The 22,399-nt window shown below is 72.1% G+C and carries 25 protein-coding genes; 12 read left to right on the forward strand and 13 right to left on the reverse strand.

The annotated features are described in order from the left end of the window. Window positions 1-45: 45 nt before the first annotated feature. Complete coding sequence (locus AB0878_RS29795; protein ID WP_366583533.1) at window positions 46-1,386, reverse strand: SWIM zinc finger family protein; 1,341 nt, start codon at window positions 1,384-1,386, stop codon at window positions 46-48. A 77-nt stretch (window positions 1,387-1,463) separates the two neighbouring features. Between AB0878_RS29795 and AB0878_RS29800 the strand changes: the two genes are divergently transcribed. After that, a complete protein-coding gene (locus AB0878_RS29800) occupies window positions 1,464-2,117 on the forward strand; it encodes a maleylpyruvate isomerase family mycothiol-dependent enzyme (RefSeq protein WP_366583534.1) in 654 nt (217 codons plus the stop codon). A 63-nt stretch (window positions 2,118-2,180) separates the two neighbouring features. On the opposite strand, the gene AB0878_RS29805 is transcribed toward AB0878_RS29800, so the two are convergent. Continuing rightward, window positions 2,181-3,335 (reverse strand): NAD-dependent epimerase/dehydratase family protein, encoded by a 1,155-nt coding sequence (locus tag AB0878_RS29805; protein ID WP_366583535.1) that lies wholly within the window; start codon window positions 3,333-3,335, stop codon window positions 2,181-2,183. Window positions 3,336-3,516: 181 nt separating this feature from the next. On the opposite strand from AB0878_RS29805, the gene AB0878_RS29810 reads away from it, so the two are divergent. After that, window positions 3,517-4,023, forward strand: a complete 507-nt coding sequence (locus AB0878_RS29810; protein ID WP_366583536.1) for a GtrA family protein — start codon at window positions 3,517-3,519, stop codon at window positions 4,021-4,023. Here the strand turns inward: AB0878_RS29810 and AB0878_RS29815 are convergent. Both AB0878_RS29815 and AB0878_RS29820 read right to left on the reverse strand, forming a co-directional pair. Further along, window positions 3,953-6,127 (reverse strand): glycosyltransferase family 2 protein, encoded by a 2,175-nt coding sequence (locus AB0878_RS29815; protein ID WP_366583537.1) that lies wholly within the window; start codon window positions 6,125-6,127, stop codon window positions 3,953-3,955. The genes AB0878_RS29810 and AB0878_RS29815 overlap by 71 nt on opposite strands. Next, the gene (locus AB0878_RS29820) at window positions 6,124-7,068 is read right to left on the reverse strand and encodes an NAD(P)-dependent oxidoreductase (protein ID WP_220241873.1); all 945 of its coding nucleotides are present in this window, start codon (window positions 7,066-7,068) and stop codon (window positions 6,124-6,126) included. Before AB0878_RS29820 ends, AB0878_RS29815 begins: the two co-directional genes overlap by 4 nt. Before the next feature lie 268 nt (window positions 7,069-7,336). Between AB0878_RS29820 and AB0878_RS29825 the strand changes: the two genes are divergently transcribed. Genes AB0878_RS29825 through AB0878_RS29835 form a run of 3 tightly spaced genes read left to right on the forward strand, consistent with a single transcriptional unit; the run spans window position 7,337 to window position 9,493 of the window. Then, window positions 7,337-7,810: a helix-turn-helix transcriptional regulator gene (locus tag AB0878_RS29825; protein ID WP_366583538.1), complete on the forward strand. Its 474-nt coding sequence runs from the start codon at window positions 7,337-7,339 to the stop codon at window positions 7,808-7,810. 2 nt (window positions 7,811-7,812) lie between these two features. After that, window positions 7,813-8,397 carry a hypothetical protein gene (locus tag AB0878_RS29830; protein WP_366583539.1) on the forward strand — a complete coding sequence of 195 codons (585 nt, stop codon included), beginning with the start codon at window positions 7,813-7,815 and terminating at the stop codon, window positions 8,395-8,397. 7 nt (window positions 8,398-8,404) lie between these two features. Then, entirely contained in the window at window positions 8,405-9,493 is a 1,089-nt protein-coding gene (locus AB0878_RS29835) for a hypothetical protein (protein WP_366583540.1), read from the forward strand. Here the strand turns inward: AB0878_RS29835 and AB0878_RS29840 are convergent. After that, entirely contained in the window at window positions 9,435-9,956 is a 522-nt protein-coding gene (locus AB0878_RS29840) for a 2'-5' RNA ligase family protein (RefSeq protein WP_366583541.1), read from the reverse strand. The genes AB0878_RS29835 and AB0878_RS29840 overlap by 59 nt on opposite strands. A gap of 133 nt (window positions 9,957-10,089) precedes the next feature. Between AB0878_RS29840 and AB0878_RS29845 the strand changes: the two genes are divergently transcribed. Then, the gene (locus tag AB0878_RS29845) at window positions 10,090-10,251 is read left to right on the forward strand and encodes a hypothetical protein (RefSeq protein ID WP_220241868.1); all 162 of its coding nucleotides are present in this window, start codon (window positions 10,090-10,092) and stop codon (window positions 10,249-10,251) included. Between the two features lie 29 nt (window positions 10,252-10,280). Here the strand turns inward: AB0878_RS29845 and AB0878_RS29850 are convergent, their stop codons facing one another. Then, entirely contained in the window at window positions 10,281-10,697 is a 417-nt protein-coding gene (locus tag AB0878_RS29850; RefSeq protein WP_366583542.1) for a nucleoside deaminase, read from the reverse strand. Further along, complete coding sequence (locus AB0878_RS29855) at window positions 10,694-11,551, reverse strand: LLM class flavin-dependent oxidoreductase (protein WP_366583543.1); 858 nt, start codon at window positions 11,549-11,551, stop codon at window positions 10,694-10,696. Before AB0878_RS29855 ends, AB0878_RS29850 begins: the two co-directional genes overlap by 4 nt. A gap of 94 nt (window positions 11,552-11,645) precedes the next feature. Here AB0878_RS29855 and AB0878_RS29860 point away from each other — a divergent pair, with 94 nt between their 5' ends. From AB0878_RS29860 to AB0878_RS29875, 4 genes are all read left to right on the forward strand, one after another. Next, entirely contained in the window at window positions 11,646-12,095 is a 450-nt protein-coding gene (locus AB0878_RS29860; protein ID WP_366583544.1) for an Lrp/AsnC family transcriptional regulator, read from the forward strand. Between the two features lie 94 nt (window positions 12,096-12,189). Continuing rightward, on the forward strand, window positions 12,190-12,909 hold the full coding sequence (locus AB0878_RS29865) for an SRPBCC domain-containing protein (protein WP_366583545.1): 720 nt from the start codon (window positions 12,190-12,192) through the stop codon (window positions 12,907-12,909). Window positions 12,910-13,001: 92 nt separating this feature from the next. Continuing rightward, a complete protein-coding gene (locus tag AB0878_RS29870) occupies window positions 13,002-14,525 on the forward strand; it encodes a CehA/McbA family metallohydrolase (protein ID WP_366583546.1) in 1,524 nt (507 codons plus the stop codon). A gap of 95 nt (window positions 14,526-14,620) precedes the next feature. Then, window positions 14,621-15,454 carry a hypothetical protein gene (locus tag AB0878_RS29875; RefSeq protein WP_366583547.1) on the forward strand — a complete coding sequence of 278 codons (834 nt, stop codon included), beginning with the start codon at window positions 14,621-14,623 and terminating at the stop codon, window positions 15,452-15,454. Between the two features lie 152 nt (window positions 15,455-15,606). Here AB0878_RS29875 and AB0878_RS29880 read toward each other — a convergent pair whose 3' ends face one another. Then, window positions 15,607-16,209, reverse strand: a complete 603-nt coding sequence (locus tag AB0878_RS29880) for a hypothetical protein (protein WP_366583548.1) — start codon at window positions 16,207-16,209, stop codon at window positions 15,607-15,609. Window positions 16,210-16,296: 87 nt separating this feature from the next. Then, window positions 16,297-16,866, reverse strand: a complete 570-nt coding sequence (locus tag AB0878_RS29885) for a TIGR03086 family metal-binding protein (RefSeq protein ID WP_366583549.1) — start codon at window positions 16,864-16,866, stop codon at window positions 16,297-16,299. A 63-nt stretch (window positions 16,867-16,929) separates the two neighbouring features. Between AB0878_RS29885 and AB0878_RS29890 the strand changes: the two genes are divergently transcribed. Then, window positions 16,930-17,673, forward strand: a complete 744-nt coding sequence (locus AB0878_RS29890; RefSeq protein WP_366583550.1) for a helix-turn-helix domain-containing protein — start codon at window positions 16,930-16,932, stop codon at window positions 17,671-17,673. 155 nt (window positions 17,674-17,828) lie between these two features. Here the strand turns inward: AB0878_RS29890 and AB0878_RS29895 are convergent, their stop codons facing one another. The 4 genes from AB0878_RS29895 to AB0878_RS29910 all read right to left on the reverse strand — a co-directional run bounded on the left by AB0878_RS29895 (window position 17,829) and on the right by AB0878_RS29910 (window position 21,566). Next, entirely contained in the window at window positions 17,829-19,235 is a 1,407-nt protein-coding gene (locus AB0878_RS29895) for an MFS transporter (protein WP_366583551.1), read from the reverse strand. An 80-nt stretch (window positions 19,236-19,315) separates the two neighbouring features. Next, window positions 19,316-20,041 (reverse strand): trypsin-like peptidase domain-containing protein, encoded by a 726-nt coding sequence (locus AB0878_RS29900; protein ID WP_366583686.1) that lies wholly within the window; start codon window positions 20,039-20,041, stop codon window positions 19,316-19,318. Between the two features lie 201 nt (window positions 20,042-20,242). Further along, complete coding sequence (locus AB0878_RS29905; RefSeq protein ID WP_366583552.1) at window positions 20,243-20,629, reverse strand: hypothetical protein; 387 nt, start codon at window positions 20,627-20,629, stop codon at window positions 20,243-20,245. Between the two features lie 115 nt (window positions 20,630-20,744). After that, entirely contained in the window at window positions 20,745-21,566 is an 822-nt protein-coding gene (locus AB0878_RS29910; RefSeq protein WP_366583553.1) for an alpha/beta hydrolase, read from the reverse strand. Between the two features lie 109 nt (window positions 21,567-21,675). On the opposite strand from AB0878_RS29910, the gene AB0878_RS29915 reads away from it, so the two are divergent. Continuing rightward, complete coding sequence (locus tag AB0878_RS29915) at window positions 21,676-22,356, forward strand: GntR family transcriptional regulator (protein WP_366583554.1); 681 nt, start codon at window positions 21,676-21,678, stop codon at window positions 22,354-22,356. Window positions 22,357-22,399 lie beyond the last annotated feature (43 nt).

The following is a 22,399-nucleotide window of genomic DNA, read 5'->3' on the forward strand; positions in this document are numbered from 1 at the left end:
TTTCTTGTGGTTCCAAGGGTTTCGGGGTCTCCCTGGGGTTCGGGGTCACAGGCGCACCACGCCGTTCGGGTGCCAGCACGTGAGGGGGCGCAGGCCGGCCGGGGTGAGTTCGGCCGCGAGGGTCACCGGGTGTTCCGCGGCGAGGGCGAGCAGGGGCCACGGGTCGACGCCCGGCAGCAGTGGCAGGGCGGCACCGTCCACATCGGACAGGGCCCAGCCGCCGGCGTGGCGGGCGGGGGTGAGGTCGGACAGGAGCACGGGCCAGCGGTCGAGCCACGGGTCGACGGCGAGGGTGTCGGCGAACGAGGCCAGGGCATCCGCGACGGTGTCGCCGCGGGGGATCGGGGTCGGGACGGCCTCGGTGCGGTCCGCGACGAGCGCGCGCAGCGGCAGGGCGCCCGGGTGGAAGGCGAGCTCGCCGGGGACGACGTAGCCGGGCGGCAGGGAGCTGTCCAGCGGACGGCCGGGCGGGGCGAAGGACAGGACCAACGCGACGCGCCCCGAGTGCCGGCCGCGCAGCCAGGTGCGGCGGGTGCGGAGGTTGTCCTGTTCGTCGTCGACCGCGCCGGTCACGAGCCACTGGTCGGCGACGCGTTCGCCCGACTCCAGCACCTGCGCGGTGCCCGCCGAGAACCCCAGGCGGGTGCGCACGGTTTCGGCCAGCGGCGCGGGCAGCTCGTCCAGGCGAAGGGCCGCGCCGGCCAGCACGTACAGCAGCGACAGCTCGGCCAGCAGGTCACCCGGCCAGTCGCGGCCGCGGCCGACGAGCCCGGCCGCGCGACGCAGACCGCCCGCCAAACCCGGGGCCTGGGCGTCGATCATGCGTGCGGCGACCGCGCGCAGCTGCTCGGCGCCGCCGCCGGAACCCGAGCCATCCGCGAAACCACTGCTCTCGAAGGTCGCGAGACCGGCCCCGACGCGATCGGCCAGCCAGCCACGCAACTCGGCCGCGCCCGCGGTCACGCGCGCGAGCCGCTCCTGCGCGCGTTTCGCCGCGGCTTCCAGGTCCTTCGGCGCGTCCGGCTTGCGTTCGGCGCGCGATGCCCGCGCCTCACGCTCCGCGAGCCACGTGGCGACGTCGGGCTCCTCGGCGGCGAAAGGCACCTGCTCGGCCGACCACAGCAGCAGCAACCCCAATGCGTGCTTGCACGGGAATTTCCGCGACGGGCACGTGCACTTGAACGCCGGCCCCGCCAGCTCGACCACCGTGCGGTACGGCTTCGCGCCACTGCCCTTGCACGAACCCCACACCGCCCGCGCCGAAGCGCCGGCGCCCGACCACTTCGCCGGCACCGCGAGCCCGCGCCCGGCCTTGGCCGACGCCGGGTCCGGCGCGAGCCCGGCGACCTGCTCGGGACTCCAGCGCGCTGCCACCTGTTCGGCCACGTTTCCCTTGCCGCTCCGTGTTTCCGACCCCCGTGAGGGGCTGACCGGAGAAGCATCTCATCCGCGACCGACAAAATGTGCTGCCGATACGATCCGGCCCCACGATCCCACCTGTCGACGCCGTCGCCGACGCCCACCGGCGCCTCGCCGCAGCGCTCACCGACCTCACGGACGTTGCCGTGCGAGAATCCTCGCGATTGCCCGGCTGGACCCGCGGCCACGTACTGGCTCACCTCGCCGACGCTGCGCGCGCCCGCGCGCGAGTCGTCGAATTCGCACTGCGCGGTGAAGCCGTCGCGATGTGGGCGGCGGGGGAGCGGGACGCGATCATCGAGGCCACCGCCTGCCGGAGCGCCGACGAGCACCGCACCGCTGTTGACGCGCACGCAAAAACACTCGAACGCGTGTGGGAGCGCGTCGAGGACTGGCCAGCCTTCATTCCGGCGGTGTACACGCGCTGGCGCGAAGTCTGGATCCACCTTGTGGACCTGGACATCGGCGTCGGTCCGGACGACTGGGACGTGGATTTCGCTTGCCACGCCGTTGATCTGCTGAGGACACGGATCCCGGCCGGCACGAGCATGACGGCCACCGATGTTCCGCAGCGCTGGGGTGAGGGTGACGGGGTCGCCGGAGCCATCCGCGACCTGGCGGCCTGGCTCGCCGGCCGCGGTGACGGCGAGCGCCTCACCGGACCGTTGCCCCCGCTCGGCCCCTGGCCCGCCTACTGACGAAAAACGCCGGACCGCGCAACGGCGATCCGGCGTTTCAGCGTGCCAACGCGGCGAACGGGGTCAGGACTTGACCGCACCCCGCCAGCGCACGGTCGGGCGCATGCGCTCGTCGTTCACGCGGTGCTTGTTCGAACCGACGATGTCGAACAACGACTCGATCAGCGTGTCGGACAGCAGGTGCGGCTGCAGACCCAGCTCCACGAGCCCGGTGTGCTTCACGTTGTAGTAGTGCTCGGCCTGCTCCACGCGCGGGTTGTCCAGGTTCTCGATCTGGACCGGGCCGGGGAAGGTGTTCGCCACGATCTCCGCGATCTGGGCGACCGAGTAGCTCTCGGTCATCTGGTTGAACACGCGGAATTCCCCGCGGTCGGCCGGGTTCTCCACGGCGAGCCGGATGCACTCCACGGTGTCGCGGATGTCGAGCAGGCCGCGGGTCTGGCCGCCCTTGCCGTAGACGGTCAGCGGCTGGCCCAGCACCGCCTGGATCACGAAGCGGTTCAGCACGGTGCCGAACACCGCGTCGTAGTCGAACCGGGTCGCCAGGCGCGGGTCGAGCGCGGTCTGCGGCGTCTGCTGGCCGTACACCACACCCTGGTTGAGGTCGGTCGCGCGCAGGTCCCAGATGCGGCACGCGAACTCGATGTTGTGGGAGTCGTGCACCTTCGACAGGTGGTAGAAGGAGCCCGGCTTCTTCGGGTAGAGCATGCGGTCCTTGCGGCCGTTGTGCTCGACCTCGAGCCAGCCTTCTTCGATGTCGATGTTGGGCGTGCCGTACTCGCCCATCGTGCCGAGCTTCACCAGGTGGATGTCCGGGTTGATCTCGGCGATCGCGTAGAGCACGTTCAGGTTGCCGACGACGTTGTTCTGCTGCGTGTAGACGGCGTGCTCGCGGTCGATCATCGAGTACGGCGCGGACCGCTGCTCGGCGAAGTGGACGATCGAGTCGGGAGCGAAGTCGCGCACGGCCGAGTAGGTGAACTCGGCGTCGCACAGGTCGCCCTCGAACAGAGCGATCTTCTTGCCCGACACCTCTTCCCACGCCGCGATGCGCGTGGGCAGGTCTTCGATGGGGACGAGACTCTCGGCTTCGAGCTCCACGTCGTACTTGCGGCGGGCGTAGTTGTCCAGAACGGCCACTTCGTGGCCTTTGTCCGACAAGTGCAATGCCGTGGGCCAGCCGAGGTAGCCGTCACCGCCGAGAACCAGCACTCGCATTGAAGAGCCTTTCCGTATCGTTTACGCGACAAGCACGCTGATTCCTCTTTGTACATGACGCCTTGAACACGTCCGAACCTATCGACCAGGTGCTGATGATCACCTGGCAGACAGCTGTGAATCTACTGTGCGTCGGGGGGCCGGACGGCAGGCCGATCGGCCCGAGGGGAGACTGGGGGACATGACGACGGTAACCAACCCGGTGGAGCCTCGCACAACGGAGGATTCACCCCGGCCCCTGCGTCGCCTCGCCGGCAGGTTCTTCCGCGCGGCCACCAGTTCGGTCGCGGCGACTTTGCTCAGCCAGGCGGCGTTGCTCACGGTGCTCGCCATCGGCGGGGCTCCGTGGCTGGCCAGCGCGTTCGCGTTCGCCGCGGGCGCGGTGCTGAACTTCTTCCTCACCCGCCGCTGGGTCTGGGGCCGGCGCGGCCGGCCGGAGGTCGGGCGCGAGCTGCTGCCCTACGTCGTCGTCATCTCGATCGGCGGGCTCGCCTCCGTCGGGCTCACCACGCTCACCGGTCACCTGCTCGCGCCGCTGAACCTGCCGCACGCGTGGTGGGTCATCTTGATCGACGGTGCGTACGTGCTCAGCTACGCTCTGGTTTTCGTGGTGAAGTTCACGATGCTCGACCGCTTCGTGTTCGCCCGCGGCGCAGCACGTACCCCCGCCACCACGTCCCCGTCATGACCCGCGCGTAGTTCGCGCCGTAGACGACGCTGCCGCCCTTCTTGCTCTTGCCGGCCTTGCGCAGCCGCATGCTCATGGGCCGTTCGAGCACCCGGGCACCGCGCGCGGTGACTCCCAGCAGCAGTTCCGAAGACTGGTACTGCGGCTCGTTGAGCGGGACCGCGCACGCGAGCTCCGCGCGCATCGACCGGAACCCGAAGGACGTGTCGGTGATCTTCCGCCACGTCAGCGCCGAAGCCAGCCACGCGAACACGCGCACGCCGAGCCAGCGCATGCGGCTGTCGGCCTCTTCGTGGCCCAGCCGCCGCGATCCCGTGACGAAGTCGGCGGTGTCGTCGAGCAGTGGTGCGACCAGTTCCGCCATTTCGCTGTTGTCGTACTGGCCGTCGCCGTCGGTCGTCACGACGTAGCGCGCGCCGCGTTCGGCCGCGAGGTGGTAACCGAGGCGCAAAGCCGCGCCCTGGCCCCGGTTCGTCGGCGCGACGCACACGTACGCGCCGTGGTCCTCCGCGATGGCGGCCGTGTCGTCGCTGCCGCCGTCGACGACCACGAGCACGTCGACCGGCAGGCCGAGGCATTCGTCGGGCATCTTCTCCAGCACCTGGCCGATTCCGCCGGCCTCGTTGTACGCGGCGATCACCACCGTCAGCTCCGACAGCTTCGCGCCCGGGTGCCGGTCGTCGAAGTCCGCGACCGCGCCCACGTCCACGGCGTCCGGGTACGCGGCGAGGCGCCGACGGCTCGCGGCCGTGAGTGTGGTGAAGCCCAGTGCGCCCGCGACGGGCAGCAGCACGAGCGCGGGCAGCTGATACCGCCACGAGAACTCGAACACCGCCGACGCGAACAGCAGGAAAAGCCCGGTGCCGGCGGCGAAAAGCGCACCGCTGCGGGCCTTGTCCCGCGGTTTCTTGCGGCGCAGCAAGGTGAGCAGCCCCAGCAGTGCGAAGAACCCGAGCACCGCGCCGGGCACGAACCCGCCGTTGATCTGGTAGTCGCGCAGGAACGTGGCGATCGGCTCGTTCACGCTCGGATCCACGCCGTCGTACTGCTGCGTGTAGAAAGCGGTCACCGGGGGATCGGACCAGTACGGATAGGTCTGCTGGAACTGCCAGCGGTCCACCGGCACGTCGTTGATCGCGGTGGCGCGGGTGAACCGGAAGCTCTTGGAGAAGTCGCTGAGGATCGCCTTCGCGACGTCCCACCACTGCGCCTTGAGCACCTGCACCGAGAATTCGTGCGCCAGCGCCGTCTTGTCCGCACCGGGCGGCAGCGGGCCGGGCCACGCGGGGTCGAGGTCGGCGTGCGTGTAGTTGTCGACGAGGCGGGTGGAGACGTCCTCGGTCGGGCAGAACACCTTCAGCGTCGGGTCGAGGTCGAGCTTCGCGCAGTCCGCGACGGCGGCCGTGCGCCCGTAGAGCATGCTGCCGGACGGACCGCTCAAGCCCCACTTTCCGGTCTGCGCCTTGACTTCCGCCGCGTACGGCACGAGCACGACGAGGATCGCGAGCAGCCCGACGCCGGCGTTGCGCCAGCCGCGCCACGACCGCCACGCGCTGCCCGCGCTCAGCACGTACAGCAGGAACGGCGCCGCGAGCACGACGCCGATCAGCCGCACCACCACGGCGAAGCCGATGACCAGACCGGCCAGGGCGATCCGCCGCCAGTTCGGCTTCCCCTTCGCCAGCAGCAGCCACAGCAGACCCAGCAGCAACGCCTCGAAGACGACCTCGGACATGATGTTCTGCTCGATCTGCAGCTGGTAGGCGTCCAGCAGCAGTGGCGCCGTCGCCAGCGCGCCGACCCAGCGGCGCGCGCCCAGGCGCAGCGCGAGCCGGTAGATCCCCACCGCGATCGCCAGCCCGCCCAGGTGCTGCAGCGCGGCGACGAACGACAGCCCGCCGATCGCGAGCAACGGCCGCAGCACCAGGTCGTAGCCGATCGGATTCAGCTGATCGGCCCGCAGCGCGTGCAGGTTGTCGAGGTAGCGGAAGGTGTCGATGTAGATGATCGCCGGCCGGTACGCGACCCAGGTCAGCACCCGCAGCGTCGTGCCGAGGACGAGCAGGACGAGCAGGAAGGCGTGGCGGCGGAGGAACAAGCTCACGGGGTCGCTTTCAGGTCCAGTTCCGAGAAGTACTTCCAGGCGGTGGCGAGGCCGTCGGCGAGCGAGATCGCCGGGGTGAAGCCGATGGTCCCGGCGCTGGCGGACACGTCGACGACGACCGCTGGCATCTCGCCCTTGGGCGCGGCCACGTGCTCGACGGGCAGCTCGGCACCCGTCACGTCGCGCACGGTCTGCACCATCTCCAGCACCGACACGGAGTGGCCGGCGCCGACGATCGCCCGGCCGCTGTAGCCGCTTTCCAGCGCCAGCGCGATGGCGCGCACCACGTCGTCCACGTGCACGAGGTCGCGGCGCTGCTCGCCCGTGCCGTACACGCGCACGCCCTCGCCCGCCATCGCGGCGCGCATCATGCGCGGCACGAAGCTGTCCTTGTGCGACATGCCGGGGCCGTAGACGTTGGTGAATCGCAGGGCGCACGTCGTCATGCCGTACGCGCCGGAGTAGCCCGACAGCAGCATCTCGCACGCGGCTTTCGTGGCCCCGTACGGAGTGAGCGGCCGGGTGGGCAGGTCCACGGTGATGGTCGATGTGCCGACGTCGCCGATCACCGCGTTGGTGGAGGCGAGCACGAAGGTCTGCACCCCGCGTTCGCGCGCGAGCTCCAGCAGCCCGTGGGTCACGGCGACGTTCTCGGTGAACGTGTCGTCGGGCAGCTCCACCGACTTCAGCACCGACGTGAGCGCCGCGAGGTGGACGATGGCGCCCGTACCCGCGGTGACGGCGGCCTCGCGAGTCTCCGCGTCGCGCAGGTCGCCGGTGACCACGCGCACGCCCTCGTCTTCGGTGACGTACGGGACCCGGTCCACGACGGTGACGGGGTAGCCGCGATCACGCAGCTCGCGTACGGCCGCGCGGCCGATGAAGCCGCTGCCACCGGTGACGACGACGGGTGTCCTTTCAGGACCGTTCTCCAGCACCATGGCGCACAACCTACCTCCGCAGCCTGTGAGCCAGGACAGCGGACGATCGCCGCGGCGCCGGTCGATCGCCGTTCGGTCCCGGATGTCCGGTAGGTCCGCCCGCCCCCGGCGCCCGCGTGTGGCCACCCCCAGTGACCACACGCGGGCGCCCGTTTCGTTTTCGCGACATCCCTTGGTGGGGAGTGTATCGTTCACGGGACGGTTGATGTCAAGTTTTCGTGACAGCTATGCTTCACGTCGTCACGAGCGGAGGACGGTTGGGGGACTGATGACCGGGACGCCGGACACCGGGGACGCGGCGAGCGGTCCCGGCGAGGACACCAGCTTCGCCGAACGGCTCGCGCACTTGATCTCGACGGTGCACCCGCCGGACCGCAAGCCCTACTCCTACCGGGAGATCGCGCAGGGCGTCGCCGAGCTCACCGGGGTGAGCATGTCGGCCACCCACGTGCAGCAGCTCGCGGTCGGGGCGCGGCGCGACCCGAAACGCTCGCACATCCAGGCGCTCGCGCGCTTCTTCGGCGTGCCCGTCACCTACTTCTTCGACGACGACGTGGCCGAGCGCGTCGACGGGCAGATCGCCGACGTCGTCGCCTGGCGCGACACCGGCGCCCGCGACCTCGCACAGCGCGCGATGCGGCTCTCCGAACGCGACCGCGACACCGTGTCGGCGCTGGTGGACCAGCTGAACAGCTACGACGCCGGGCGCGAGCGCACCCGCCGCGGGCGCAAGCCCGAGTAGCTATGCTGATCATCGCCGGGGCGCCGCGGTGCACCCGGCTGGTCCAGCCGCCGAGCGCACCGGGAGGGGTCATCGACCCGAGCCTGAGAGGGCTCGCCCGCACCCGAGTGCGCGAGCTGCTGCGCGACGTGCCGCCGCCGCGCCCCTGGTCGATGAACGCGTGGGTCGACCGGCTGGAACGGCACCGCGGCCGTGACATCGACCTGGTGGCGGTGGAGTACGAGCCGGGCCGGCCGTCGGGCGCCTGGCAGCGGCGCGCGGACTACGACCTCGTCGCCTACACCGCCGGCACGTCACCGTTGCACCAGGACCACATCATCGCCCACGAGCTCGCGCACCTGCTGTGCGAGCACCGCGGGTCCTGCGTGATGTCCGACGCGGAGGCCGCCGCGCTCGCACCCGACCTCAGTGCCCACACGCTGTCGCACCTGCTCACGCGTGTGACCACGGACGTCGACGAGTACGAGGCCGAGCTCATCGCGGTGCTGCTGATGAGCGCGGCGACGGCCGAGGCCGAACCGCTCAAGCCCGGTGCGTCCGGGCGCTCCGCCGATCGCGCGCGGCGGCTCGCGTCGCTGCTCGGGTAGCGGCCGGATGATCGACGCGCTGTTCTTCGGGGTCGGGCTGGTCGCCGTGGCCGTCGGCGCCTGGCGCGCCGTGCGGGCGCGGCGCACCGGCGCGGGTACCGGGCTGGCGACGAGCCTGATCGCGCTCGGTCTCGCGTTGTTCTTGCTGGCCGACAGCGCGCAGGCGATCGAGAGCCGGATCTACCCGAGCCTCGGGCGGCTGCTGTCGAACCTCGCGACGATGGTGGCGGCGTACGGCATCGAGGTCACCGTCGCCGAGATCGGTGGTGTGGCGGAGAAACGGCGCCGCGGCCGGCTCGCCGCGCTCGTGGTCGCGCTGGTCGTGCTGGTGGTCTCGTTCTTCTCGACCCGTGGCCTGCCGGTGGGCATCGGCCTGTTCGACGAGCTGTACCGGACCAATCCGACGCTGGTCGCCTACGTCGTGGTCTACACGCTCTACCTCGGGTTCGCGGTGGTGGACATCGCGATCGTGTCGGCGGGCGCGGTCCGCGCGGGCGCCGGCGCGCTGCGGGCCGGCCTCGGGCTGATGCTCGTGGCGTGCGTGTTCGCGCTGGCCTACCTCGCGGGCAAGATCGTGGACCTCGTCGCCGACGTGAGCGCCGAGCACCCGGTCGCCGTGGTCTGCCGCGGCGCGTTCTCGACGGTCGACTGCGCGCTGGCCGTGGGTTTCCCGGCGATCTCGGTGCTGCTGATCGTGGTCGGCCTGACCGTGCCCGCGCTGCCCGCGGCCGGGCGCGCGGTGCGCGACGCGCGGACGCGGGCCGAGCTGCGCCCGCTGCGCGAGCACCTCGCCGGGCGCTTCCCCGATGTCGTGCGCCTGGGTCGCGCGGGCGCGACCGGGCGCGAGCGGCTGCTGACGGTGCTGAGCGAGGTCAACGACGGGCTGCTGCTCGCCGGCATCCCGCCGTCGGCTCCGCCCGAGGCGGCGGCCGAGCTGCTGCGGGCCGGCGGTGGCGACGCCGTGGCGGACGAGCTGGTGCCCGAGGGCGACCGGCAGGGCGACACCGCGTTCGCGGCCGACGTCGCGCGGCTGCGGGCTATCGCGCGGGCGTTGCGAGCGGAGCGGTCAGCCGGAGCTGCCAGCCCTGTTCGGTGAGCACGACCAGGTGCAGCGCCTCGGCTCGCGCCGTCAGCGGCAGGAGCTGCTCCACGCGCCGCGCCACCTCGGAGTTCTGCTCGTCGCTGCCGCCCATCGCGACCGTGACGTGGGCCGGCGGGTGCGGGCCGAAGCGGCCGCCGTACGGCCGGACGCCGGGCCAGCGGTCGCACGCGGCGTCGGCGAGCGGCTGCAGCGCCGGGGCCGGCGCGGCGACGGACCCGGGGGCGACCACGAGGTCGGCCAGCGCGACGTCGACCGCTTCGTGGGCGGCGGCCAGCGCGATCACGGCGGCGTCGGCCTCGTCCGTGAGCTCGGTGGCGGGCAGGAACGGGTAGAGCGCCGTGACGTGCGGGGGCAGGCCGGGCCGCACGAGCGCGGGACTGACCGCGACGGCGGCTTCGAGCAGGCCGGCCGCGGCCGGGAGCTCGACGACGAGGGCACTGGTTCCGGGAGCGGGCACGAGGTGATCTTCCCGCATCCGCGCCGTGGCGAGGAATTGAGGCTCACCTACGTTCTCGGGTGTACCCGAATGGGAACCCTAAGTCTTTCCCAAGTTTTCCGCTGCATTGTGGACCGGGCCCTACACTCGGTGAATGAAGATCGTCCTATGGACCGCATTGTGCGGATTGTGCGCCCTCGCCGGCCACGTGCTCCTGGGCGTCGTGGCTGTTTCCCTGCTCCTGGCCTGTGTTCCCGTGCGCCGGGAAGTCGGCCGGGGAGCCGAAGAAAGAGAATTGATCACCACTCGCGGCTGATATTCGCCGGTTCGTCGTGCAATTGCAATTCAGTGGTAATAACCGGCCACGGGCACGCGGGCTTCGTCGAACAAAGCGGGACCCTGCAGTTCGAAACTCGCGCCGGGTGCCGGTGGTTTGAGGGTGGCCAGCTGCTGCGTGGACAACGCGAAGACCACGCGGCCGAGTCCCGATCGTTCGATGGCGCCGGTGCACATCCCGCACGGCTGGCAGCTCGTGTACATCGTCGTCAGCGCGGCCGTCTCGGGGCTGAGCTCGCGCGCGGCCCAGCGCGCGAGCTTCAGCTCGGGGTGCGCCGTGACGTCCTGGTCGGTGAGCGACGTGTTCCACTCCTCGACGAGCACCTTCCCCTCGGCGCTGGCGAGCAGCGAGCCGAACGGCGGGTTCCCGCTGGCCCGCGCCGTGGCGGCGAGCTCGATCGCACGGCGGAGCAGGGCCTCGGTCATCGTGGTCCCCTTTCGAGGGAGTGCTGCTTCCAGGCGTCCGCGACGGCCGCGAGTGCCTGCCAGGCCGCCGAGGGCCGCCGGGTCTCTTCAGGGTCGCCCGAGAACGGGTCGAACACCACGTCTTCGGCGCCGAGGCGCCGAAGTTCCTCCAGATCGCCCACGATCTGCTCCAGCGTGCCCTCGCCCGCGAGCCGGTCGGCGGGTGGCGCGTCGGTGAGCCGCAGGACGATCCGCGGCGCGAAGCCGGGCACGGGTTTGCCCTCGGCGGCGGCGTGGTCCCGCAGCCGGCCGAGCGCGTCGCGCACCCAGGGCAACCGGAAGCGCAGCGGATGCCACGCGTCGCCGAAGCGCACCGAACGGCGCAGCGCCGCGTCGCTGCCGCCGCCGATCCACAGCGGGACCCGGCCCGCGCGGTAGTCGTCCTCGTCGGCCCACGCGCTGCGGATGGTCGCCAGGTGCGCGTCGGTCAGCGCGCCGCGGCGTTCGAACGGCACGCCGAGCGCCGCGTACTCCTCTCGCGCCCAGCCGACGCCCACGCCGAGCACGAACCGGCCGCCGCTGAGGTCGGCGAGGTTCGCGGCCATGCGCGCCGTGAGCAGCGGATGCCGGTAGGGGAGGATCAGCACGGTGGTGCCCAGCCGCACGTCCGTCGTCGCGCCCGCCAGCCACGACAGCGTGGTGAACGGCTCGTAGAACGGCGCGGGGTACTGCGCCGCCACGTCGGGGGTGATGGCGACGTGGTCGGACACCATCAGCAGGTCGTAGCCGAGCCCCTCGCTCGTCTGCGCCCACGCGCGCAGCACACCGGGGTCGGCGCCGGGGCCGAAGTTCGGGATGTTCACACCGAGTCGCACGCCGCCAACGCTATCGACGCGGACCCGGGCCGGTGAAGGGATTCCGTCCGGGATATCGGCCCGATGGCCGTGGATCTGCCGGTAGATTGCGGGAATGGCCGAGACTCTCGACGACACCGACTGGGCGATCCTCACCGAGCTGCAGCAGGACGGCCGGCTCGCGCTCACCGAGCTGGGCAAGCGCGTGAGCCTCAGCGCGTCGGCGGCCACCGAGCGCGTGCGCCGGCTCGAGGCGCTCGGCGTGATCACCGGCTACCGCGCCGAGGTCGACCTGACCAAGGTCGGGTTCGGCGTGCTGGCCGTGGTGCGGCTGAAGTTCCCCGGCAACCGCCACGAGGCGCTGCACCGGCTGCTGGCCGAACGCGCCGAGCTGCTCGAATGCCTGCGCACCACCGGCGACGACTGCTACACGCTCAAGGTCGCCGCCACGTCCATGGCGCACCTCGAGCAGCTCATGGGGGAGCTGGCGCGGTTCGGCAGCACGACGACGAACGTCGTCTACAGCCAGACGCTGCCGTACCGGGGGCCACGCAAACCCGCCTGAAATTCTTCCGCGCCGATTTGTCGAAGCGCGCCCGCCTCCTTCGACGCATCCGTGACGGGGCGCACCTGGCGTCCCTCGGAGCGGAGGAGCCGACATGGGCACGGAGATCGACGTCCGGTGGGAAGGCGTGCTGGCGGGGACGCCGGAGCAGGTGTGGGACGCGTTCACCGCGCGCACCGGCGGCTGGCTGTGGGAGATCGCGTACGAGCCGCGCCGCGGCGGTGCCGAGCGTGGCCTGACGCCGACCGGCGGCACCGTCGTCGAGTGGGACCCGGCGCGGCGGTTCGTGACGCGCGCGGACTCGGCCGACGGGTGGTTCAACCAGCTCGACTACGACCTCGAGCCGCGAGAAGCCGGCACGCTGCTGCGCTACCGGCACCGTTCGGTCCTCGGCGAGGACCACGACGTGCAGCTCGACTCGTGCCTGCACCACACGAAGTTCTACTACCACTCGCTCACCGAGTACGTCCGCCACTTCGCGGGCCGCGACGCGACGTACGTGTCGGCCGGAGCGCCGGAGTCCTCGGCCGACGGCGGGTTCACGGCGGTGTGCGACGCGCTCGGCGTGGGCGACGCGGCCGTCGGCGACCGGGTCGTGGCCGCGGGACCGGCGCCGATCGAAGGCGTCGTCGACTACCGCACCGACCGCTTCCTCGGCATCCGCACTCCCGGCGCGCTCTACCGCGTCTACGGCCGCGACGCGTGGGGCTGGCCGGTCGCCGTCGCGGCGCACGTCTTCGACGGCCCGGCGGAGAGCGAAGTGGCCTGGACCACTTGGCTGGCCGGGGTTTTCCCCGCGGGAACAGGTGAGTAGCCCGGGTCGCCGAGTGTTCACCCGCGCGTCGTTGATGGCGGCGCTCGCCCTCGCCTAGCGTCGGGCCGTCTTCGACCTATGCGGAGGAACGCATGTCCACTGGGGATCTCAGCCGGCGTAACTTGTTGCGCGTGAGTGGTGTCGTGGCGGCCGGAGCGGCGATGGGCATGCTGCCCGGCGTCGCGTTCGCGGCTCCCGCGCCGGGCACGGCGCAGCAGACCAAGACGGTCACGGGCACGTTCAAGCCCGACGTGCCGGACTGGTACTACCTGCCCGTCGACGTGCCCCGCGGGGTCAAGCAGATCGATGTCGTGTACTCCTACGACCGGCCGTCCGTGCCCGCCGGCGTGCGCGGAAACGCCTGTGACATCGGCATGTTCGGCCCCGAGGGCCACGACCTCGGCAACGCCCGCGGCTTCCGCGGCTGGTCCGGCGGGTTCCGCGACCGCTTCTCGATCAGCGCTTCCGAGGCCACCCCCGGGTACGTCGCCGGTCCGATCAAGCAGGGCCGCTGGCACGTGATCCTCGGCCCGTACACGGTGGCGCCGCAGGGCATGAACTACCGGGTGGACATCACTCTGACGTTCGGCGCGGACGACAAGCCGTTCAAACCGAACCCCGCGCCGGAGACGGCGCCGGCCCGCCAGCGCGGCAAGTCCTGGTACCGCGGCGACTGCCACCTGCACACCGTGCACTCCGACGGCAAGCGCACGCCGGACCAGCTCGTCGCCGACTCCCGCGCGGCCGGGCTGGACTTCATCGTCTCCACCGATCACAACACCAAGAGCTCGCAGCTGATCTGGGGCGACTACGCCACCGACGACCTGCTGATCCTCAACGGCGAAGAGGTCACCACGCGCTCGGGGCACTGGCCCGCGATCGGCCTGCCCGCCGGTACCTGGATCGACTGGCGCTACCGCGCGTCCGACGCCGCGGACTTCCGGCACTTCACCGACCAGGTGCATCGCGCGGGCGGCCTGGTCACCGCCGCGCACCCGTTCGCGAACTGCTTCGGCTGCACGTACGAGTTCGCCTACGAGATCGCCGACCTCGTCGAGGTCTGGAACGGCCCGTGGACCCAGGACGACGAGGCCAGCGTCACGCACTGGGACGGCCTGCTGCGCGGCGGCCGCTGGATCCCGGCGATCGGCGACTCCGACGCGCACAACCCGGACCAGGTCGTGGCCCTGCCGCACACCGTGGTGAAGGCCAACAGCCTCCGCCGCGCCGACCTGCTGGCCGGCCTCAAGGCGGGCCAGTCGTGGCTGGCCGAGTCGAAGGACGTGAACCTCGAGTTCGGCGTGTCCGGCGGCGGGCGCAGCGCGGGCATCGGCGAGCGGCTCACGGCCGGCACCGGCACCGCGGTCACGGTGAGCGCGACGGTGACCGGTGCGCCGGGCACCACCGTCACGTTCCTCGACCAGCTCGGCCCCGAGCACGTCGAGACGGTGCCCGCCGGCGGTACCGCCACCGTGACGTGGACCACCTACCCGCGCTACAGCCGGTGGGTGCGCGTGGAGGTGCGGCGTCCGTCGGGCGGCCCGAACACCACCACGCCGAACGCGATGGTCGCCATGTCCAACCCGATCTTCCTGGGCGCCGCCGACGGCAAGTGATCCCGGCCCGTCCTCCTTCACCCACACACGGGCCCTACCGGTCGTCCGGGCAGAATTGTCCGAACAGGTCTTGTGAGAAGGGTGGGGGAGGACGGGTGCGCGGGTGCGGGGTCAAAGCGGCGATCGCTGCGGTCGTCGTGGTCCTCGTGGCCGTGGTCGTCGTGGTGGTGGTGCTGTCGCGGGGCAGCGACGTCTCGACACCCGGGTGCACGGTCACGTTGCCGAAGGAGCCGGGTCAGCAGGACGCGACGCAGTACACGCTGCAGCCCGACCAGATGAGCAACGCGGCGACGATCGCCGCGGTCGCCTCGAAGGAGGGGCTGCCGTCGCACGCCGTCACGGTCGCGCTGGCCACGGCGTTGCAGGAGTCGAAGCTGCGCAACCTCAGCGGCGGTGACCGCGACTCGGTCGGCCTGTTCCAGCAACGGCCGAGCCAGGGCTGGGGCACGCCGGCGCAGCTGCAGGACCCGGTCTACGCGGCCACGGCGTTCTACACGAAGCTCGCCAAGCTCTCGGGCTGGGAGTCGATGCCCATCACCGAGGCGGCGCAGGCGGTGCAGCGCTCCGCCGCACCCGACGCCTACGCCCAGTGGGAACCCGTCGCGCGCGCTGCGGCGAGCGCGTTGACCGGCCAGATCCCGGCCGCGCTGACCTGCCGCAACATCACCGTCGGCCCGGCCACCGCCGACCTCGTGAAGACCGCCGACGCCGAACTGGGCACGGCCCGCCTCAGCGGCGCCCACCCGGCCGCACAGGGCTGGGCGATCAGCACCTGGCTGGTCGCCCGCGCCGCCACGGTGGGCGTCGACAAGGTCACCTTCGCCGGCCAGACCTGGACGGCCGAGTCGGGCGCGTGGACGGCCGACCCGGCCGTCGGGCCGAACCTGACGCTGCATCAGGTGCCGGCTGCGCCACCGAGTTCGCGCTGAGCGTCCACTTCGGACTTTCAGCCCGCGAGCCCGTCGACCAGCTCCGCGGAACGCCGCCACAGCCGCGCCACTGCGGCGCTCGGCCTGCTCGGCGGCCGCGGTCTTCGGCAGCTCGTCGAGCTGTTCACCGACCACGCCCCGCCTCTCCCGAGTCAGCGCCCGCCACGGCGGTCGTTGATGGTGACCTGGTGCGGCGCGGCGGTCCCGCAGTCGTCCTGGTGATACAGGGCAAGCGTGTCAATATCGGTGGTGATCGCCGCGTTCGCGCCAAGGCAGTCGGGATCCAATTCGATCGTCACGGTGGTGCCCCGCCCGTGGGATGCGGTGAATGACTCGGGCGATCCGACCGGGCGCAGGCCGGAGAGCTCCTGGCTCAGGCCACTCCCGGCCCGCCACACTTCGACGACCGTCCGTCGGCTCACGACTGCGGCGGCCGCGAGTGTCCATCGGTCCGGGCCCAGCAGCGATTCGAAGTAACCGCGTTCCGGCACGCGGCAGCGCTCGGCCGGGCAGAGCTGGTCGTCGGTGATCGAGAAGGTGAGGTCACCGAGAATCTCGACTCGGACCACAGGGCTGCGCGGGTCAGCCAGATGCGTTGCGGGATGGACGGCGTGGCCGATGACGCCAATGAGGACGTCGGTCGGCAGCTTCGGGTCGTCGAGAGTGACACCGAAGTACATCCCCGGCCAGTGGCGAACAGACTCGTCGAACTCGATCAGCTTGATGTCCGCAGTGCTGTATTCGCGTTGTGGCACAACACAATTCTACGTCGTCCGCCCATCGCGCGGGTCTTCTCGGGCGTCCACGCCGGGCCGGCTGCGGTCACCTCACCGGCCGGGAGACTACGTCCAGGCGGGATCGCGGCCGGTCAGGCCGAGGATGCGGTCCAAGGTGGGTGCGTCGGCTGGTACCTCGACCTCCGGTCCGTACATGCCCATCGCCCGCCCCTGCTCCACGCCGGCGAGCACCGTGTCGTGCAGGTGCGCCAGCAGGTCGGCGGGCAGGTCCAGCCGCTGCCCGGTCGCGGCGGCCAGGTCCCAGCCGTGCACGGCCAGCTCGCCGACGATCATGTCGCCCATGACGGGCGCGGGCAGCGTGTGCGGTGTGCCCATGGTCGTCTCGCCCTGCCAGGCGCTCGGCGGCGCCCACGACGACGTGAGGTCGTCCAGCAGGGCGAGCAGGCGACCGCGCCAGTCGCCGGCCGTCAGGTCCACATCGGACTCGGCCGCCGCCGGCTGCGGAACGGACTCCTTGCGGCCGGCGCCGGCGAGCGACGGACCCCAGAACAGGAGGTGGTTGACCAGCGCCCGCACGTCGTACTCCGTGCACGGAGTCTTGTTGGCGAGCTGGTCGTCGGTGATGGTGCCGGCGAGGGCGGCCATGGCCCCGGCCGCGTCGGATACGTGTGACATGGGGGCGACGCTAGGCGGTGCGGGCCGGGGGGTATTGGACAAAGGCGACGTACACTCTGCCGGGTGGGGCGGGATGTTCGTGAGCTGCGGAGTGCGTGGACCAGGTATCAGAGCCACGCGTTCCACGACCCGTCGCCGGCGCTCGCGCCCTGGGTGGAGCGGTACTGGGAGGCGCGCTGGGACTACGCCGAGCCCTACCGGCAGAAGATCGTGCCTTACCCGAACGTGCACCTGTCGTTCGGCGGCGGCCGCGCGGACGTCAACGGCGTGTGCAGCGGCTACCGGATCAAGGTCCTCGGGGGCCGCGACCACGTCTTCGGCGTCGCGTTCCGGCCGGGCTGCTTCCGCTCGTTCCTCGGCGCCTCCGTTTCGACGATCACCGACCGCGTCGTCCCGGCGGCCGAGGTTTTCGGCCCCGACCTGCCCACGACGCTCGACGTGCCGACCGTGGACGCGTTCCTGCTGAAACACCTGCCGGACGACGACCCCCGGGTGCGCCAGGCGGTGGCCGCGGTCGAGCTGATCGCCGAGGACACGGCCGTGACGAGGGTCGAACGCCTCGCCGACGAGCTGGGGCTGAGCGTGCGGGGGCTGCAACGGCTGTTCGCGGAGTACGTCGGCATCGGGCCCAAGTGGGTGATCCGCCGCTACCGCCTGCACGAGGTGACCGCGCGCATGGCTGCGGACGGGGCGATCGACTGGGCCGCGCTGGCGGCGGACCTCGGCTACGCCGACCAGGGCCACTTCATCCGCGACTTCAAGAGCATGTTCGGCGAGCCGCCGACCTGGTACGCACAGCGGTACTAGTCCGCCTCCCGCGATTCGCGAACTGCCGTTCCCCGCCGGGGCCGACGCGTTCCAGCCGGTGGGCCAGCACGCCCGCGCCGCCGATGAACAGGTCGATGCCGCGGCCGGAGCTGCGAGGTCGAGCGGGGCGGTGAGGAGCTTGAGCGCGCTCCAGGTCAAGTTCGCGTGGCGAGCGTGGGTTCCGGCGCGCTCTCGGGCACGTGGTCCGTGCGCCGCCGGGTGGCGATCGCGACGCCGGCCAACGACGTGGCGAGGCCGGTGCCGACGATGAGCAGCCAGCCGCGGCGGAAGGCCGCGAGGTCCTGCGCGCCGGCGTAGATCGCGACGAGCACGGCCGTGCCGAGCACCGTGCCGATCTGACGGCTGGTGTTGATCATCGACGATCCCGCGCCCCAGCGGGCGGCGGGCAGGACGGTGGCGACGATGCCGGAGACGCTCGGCATGGTGAGGCCCACGCCGACGCCCGTGAGCAGCTGCCCCGGCAGCATCGCTGACAGGTACGCCGGCTCGGGCCCCATCCGCAGCAGCCACACCGTCACGCCTAGCGCGAGGGCCAGGCCGCCGGCCGCGATCACCGGCCCGGGGCCGGTGCGGTGCGCGAGCCGACCGGCGAGCTGAGACATCGGCACGACCACGAGCGGGCCGGGCGCCAGCGAGAGGCCCGCCACGAGGATCGAGTCGTGCCACTGCGAGGTCAGGAACAGCACGTTGCCGAACAGCATCGCGCCGAAGCCCGCCGAGAACACGGCGACCGCGAGGCACGCCAGCCACAGCGTCGGCACGCGCAGCGCCGGCAGGTCGAGCACCGGCACGGCGTGGCGCGCCGAGCGCCACGGGACCCACGCGAGCGCCACCGTGGCGACGGCGAATGCGATGAGCACCGTCGGCGAACCCCAGCCGCGGTCGGGCGCCTCGACCAGCGCGTATGCGAGCGCCCCGACACCCACGAGCAGGCCGAGCGCGCCGAGGAGGTCGGGCACGCCGGTGGTGCCGTCGCGCGTCTCGCGCAGCACCCGCGGCCCGAACCCGAGCGTGAGCAGGCAGATCGGCAGGTTCACCAGGAACACCCAGCGCCACGACGCTTCCACCAGCAGACCACCGACGGGCGGGCCGAGCGCCGCCGCCACCGCGCCGATCGACGCCCACACCCCGACCGCCATCGACCGCCGGTGCGGCGGGAACGCCGTGAGCAGCAGCGCCAGTGCGGTCGGCATCACCAGCGCCGCACCCACCGCCTGCAGCGCGCGGAACGCCACCAGCAGCTCGATCGACGTCGCCGCCGCGCACGCGGCGGAGGCCAGTGTGAACACCGCGACGCCCAGCAGGAACAGCCGACGGCGGCCGTAGCGGTCGGCCAGCCGGCCCGCCGGGGCGAGGAAGGCGGCGAAGAGCACGGTGTAGCCGTTGAGCACCCACGACGTCGTCGCGAGATCGGCGCCGGTGAAGGCCGTGCGGATCGCCGGGAACGCGACCGTGACGATGAACAGGTCGAGGCTCGCGAGGAAGGTCGCGGCCGAGACCACGAGGAGGACCGCGCCGGGACGGACCGGGGCTGGGGACATGAACGGGGCTCCCGTCGACTCGGTTGGCAAAAGCAACCTAGCTGGCGGAAGTCCGTCCCTACAAGAGACTGTGCTGGTTGTTACCTGCCGGAACCAGCCGTGACGGAGTCGTAGAGCCGCTGGATGTCGCCGTCGAAGTAGGCGCTGTAGGACACGTCCGGGGTGTCGCCGCCCTGCTCGTAGCCGCCGATCACGCCGACCACCGTGCCGAGCCCGGTCGCCGGGTCGGCCGCCGTGACCCACGGGCCGCCGCTGGTGCCGTCGGGGAAGCCGGGGCACTCCACGCGCTGCTGGTAGGTGTCGGACTGGGTCGTGGTGTTGGCGCAGACGACCGGGGCGTCGGCCGTGTCCGGGTAGCCGGTGAGCGTGATCGGGTTCGTGAAGCCCCGGTCCACCCCCAGCCGGTTCGCCCCGGTCAGGCTTTCCAGCGACGCGGCGGTGCCGGGCCGGGTGACGGTGAGGAACGCGAAGTCGAGGTCCTGGTCGGCCGAGGCGGTCCAGCCCGCCGGCACGGCCGCGGCGGTCACCGTCCAGCTGCCGTACGGGGCGACGCCGTCGTGGTAGCCGGGCTCGAACGTGAGGCCCTCGGTGCCGCCGCCGAGGCAGTGCGCGGCGGTGAGCACGAGGTCGCCGGCCGGGCTGTGCACCACGCTGGCGGAGCAGAAGTGCTTGCCCCCGGAGAACAACGCGCCGACCGCGTCGGTGGCCGCGGTCGTGGGTGCCGGTGCGGGTGACGAGGGCACGGCCGCGCTCGCGACCGGGTCGCCGCCGAGCAGCCCGTCGGAGTCCGCGACCGACGTGGACATTGCCGCGCCGCCCGTCAGCACCAGCACCGCGGCGGCCGCCACCGCCAGCGTCGCCCGCGAAACGTTGATCACCACTCGTCCAGGTCAGCACGCTTTCGGGCGCAAAGCACGCTGAGTGCCCGGATGCACAGCAACCTCACAGTGGTGCCGAACGGCGGCGCCGGTCCGGGGGATCCCGGCGGCGGGATCCCCGTGCTCGGCTCAGAAGCGCGTGACCAGCAGGGTCACGCCCGCTTCGCCCCCGCAGTCGACCAGGACCGGCCCGACGCCCGAACCGATCCCGTCCGACACCCGGGCCATGGCCCCGTAGTGCGCCGGGTTCGGGTCGACGACGCGGATGTCGACGAGCGCCGGGTGGTCCGGCAGCCCGCCCAGCACGGACTTCAGCCCGGTGCCGCTCCCGCAGTCGCCGGTGATCGACACTTCCTGGCCCCGCGCGGTGGCCGGGTTCGGGCTCACGTGCACGGTGGCCCGCGCGCCCTCCGGCGGCTGGTCGCCGCTCGCCGACGCGGTGGTGATCCCGATCGTGCCCGCCGCCGCCAGCGTCACCGCCACGGCCGCCACCAGCACCGCTTTCCGGTTCCCCACGGTGTTCTCCCTCCTCGGGTGTCCACTTCGGACACCTGCCGCACGGCCCCACGGCGTGGGACTCATCCGGGCAAGACGCTCGCGGTGGCGGCGGAGGTTCTCCGGGTGATCCGGATCACGCGAGATCGTCGAGGAACGCGGTGAGCACCGCCTCGTACGCGTCGGGAGTTTCGTCCTGCGGGGTGTGGCCGGCGCCGGGCAGCACCTGGACTTCACCGCGCCACAGCCGTGGCGAGGTGACGGTGCGCAGGTACTCGAGGTTCACCAGCTGCTCGAGCGCGCCGTGCAGGATCGCCACCGGCACGCGGGCGCCGGCGACGATCGCGCGCTCGTCGGCGTTCTCGGCACTCTGCAGGCTGCGGCCGAGCCCCGCGCGCGCCTCGGGGTCGGTGGCGAGGATGTGCGCGACCGCCGCGTCGAGCGGCAGCGGCGAGCCGAGCGCGAGCTGGGCGCGGGCGTACTCCGCCGCGTCCTCTCGGGACACTTCGCCGGTGAACCCCGTGGCCACGGCCGGGTTCGGCAGGAACGCCGTGGCGAGGTCCGCCGGCGAGGAGACCGGCGGCGTGCCGTGCACGACGATCCCGCGCACGCCGGGCAGCCGCGTCGAGGCCGAGAGCGCGATGTGCCCGCCGAGGCTCCAGCCGACGAGCACGGCGTCGCCGGCGCCCGCCGCCGCGGCGAAGTCCGCGACCACCCGTGCATAACCGGGGATCGAGTAGGTGGCCGGGTCTTTCGCGCGCGCGGACTCGCCGTGGCCCGGCAGGTCGAGCGCGAGCACGCGGAACCGCCGCCCGAAGGGGCCGTCGAGCACGTGAGCCCACGCCGCCGAGGACGAGGAGTTGCCGTGCACGAACACCACGGCGGGGCCGGAACCTGGGCTGGTGCGGTAGGCGATCCGCTGCCCGGCCGCGTCGAGGTTTTCCAAGCGGGATTCCATGCGGCGAACGCTAGGCCGGGCGGCGCCCGCGCGGTAGCGGCCGCACGGCGGATCGTCCGGCGCTACGATGGCGTGAATCGTCGCCGGAGCCCCGCAGGGTGGTCGTTTCGTGGCAGAAGCCGGACAGACGCGGCAGCCGGGGGAGCGGCTGAGCCCGCGGGTGGCCAAGCAGGTCCGCGACCTCATCATGAGCGGCGCCGTGCGCGGCGGCGAACGGCTGCGCACCGAGCACCTCGCCGAACAGCTCGGCGTGAGCGCGACTCCGGTGCGCGAGGCACTGATGTCGCTGACCGGCGAGGGCATGGTCGACTTCCGGCCCGGCCGCGGCTTCAGCGTGGTTCCGGTGACCCGCCAGGACGTGACCGACCTCTACGACACACAGGCCTACCTCTCCGGCGAGCTCGCGGCCCGCGCCGCGGGGCGGCTCACCGCCGCGGATCTCGCCGGTCTGGCCGACCTGCAGGACGAGCTGGAACGCGCCGTGTCCGCCGGGGATCTCGACGCCACCGAACGCGCCGACTTCGAGCTGCACCGCCGCGTGAACCACGCAGCGGCCGCGCCGAAGCTCACCTGGATGTTGTCGCTGACGCTGCGGTACGTGCCGTTCACCGCCTATGCCGACATCCCCGGCTGGCCGCTCGCCGCGCGCGACGGCCACGAACCGATCCTCGCCGCGCTGCGCGAAGGGGCGACCGCGCCGGCGCGCACCGCGATGAGCGCGCACATCCGCCTCGCCGGCGATCTGCTCGTCGACTTCCTCGCGGCGCAGGGCGTGCTCGCGGGCGAGTGACGAATCCGCACTGGGCAGTGCGCGCGAGTTTTCTATAGAATCC

This window comes from Amycolatopsis sp. NPDC047767 (genome assembly GCF_040704195.1).
In the GTDB taxonomy this organism is placed as follows: Bacteria; Actinomycetota; Actinomycetes; order Mycobacteriales; family Pseudonocardiaceae; genus Amycolatopsis.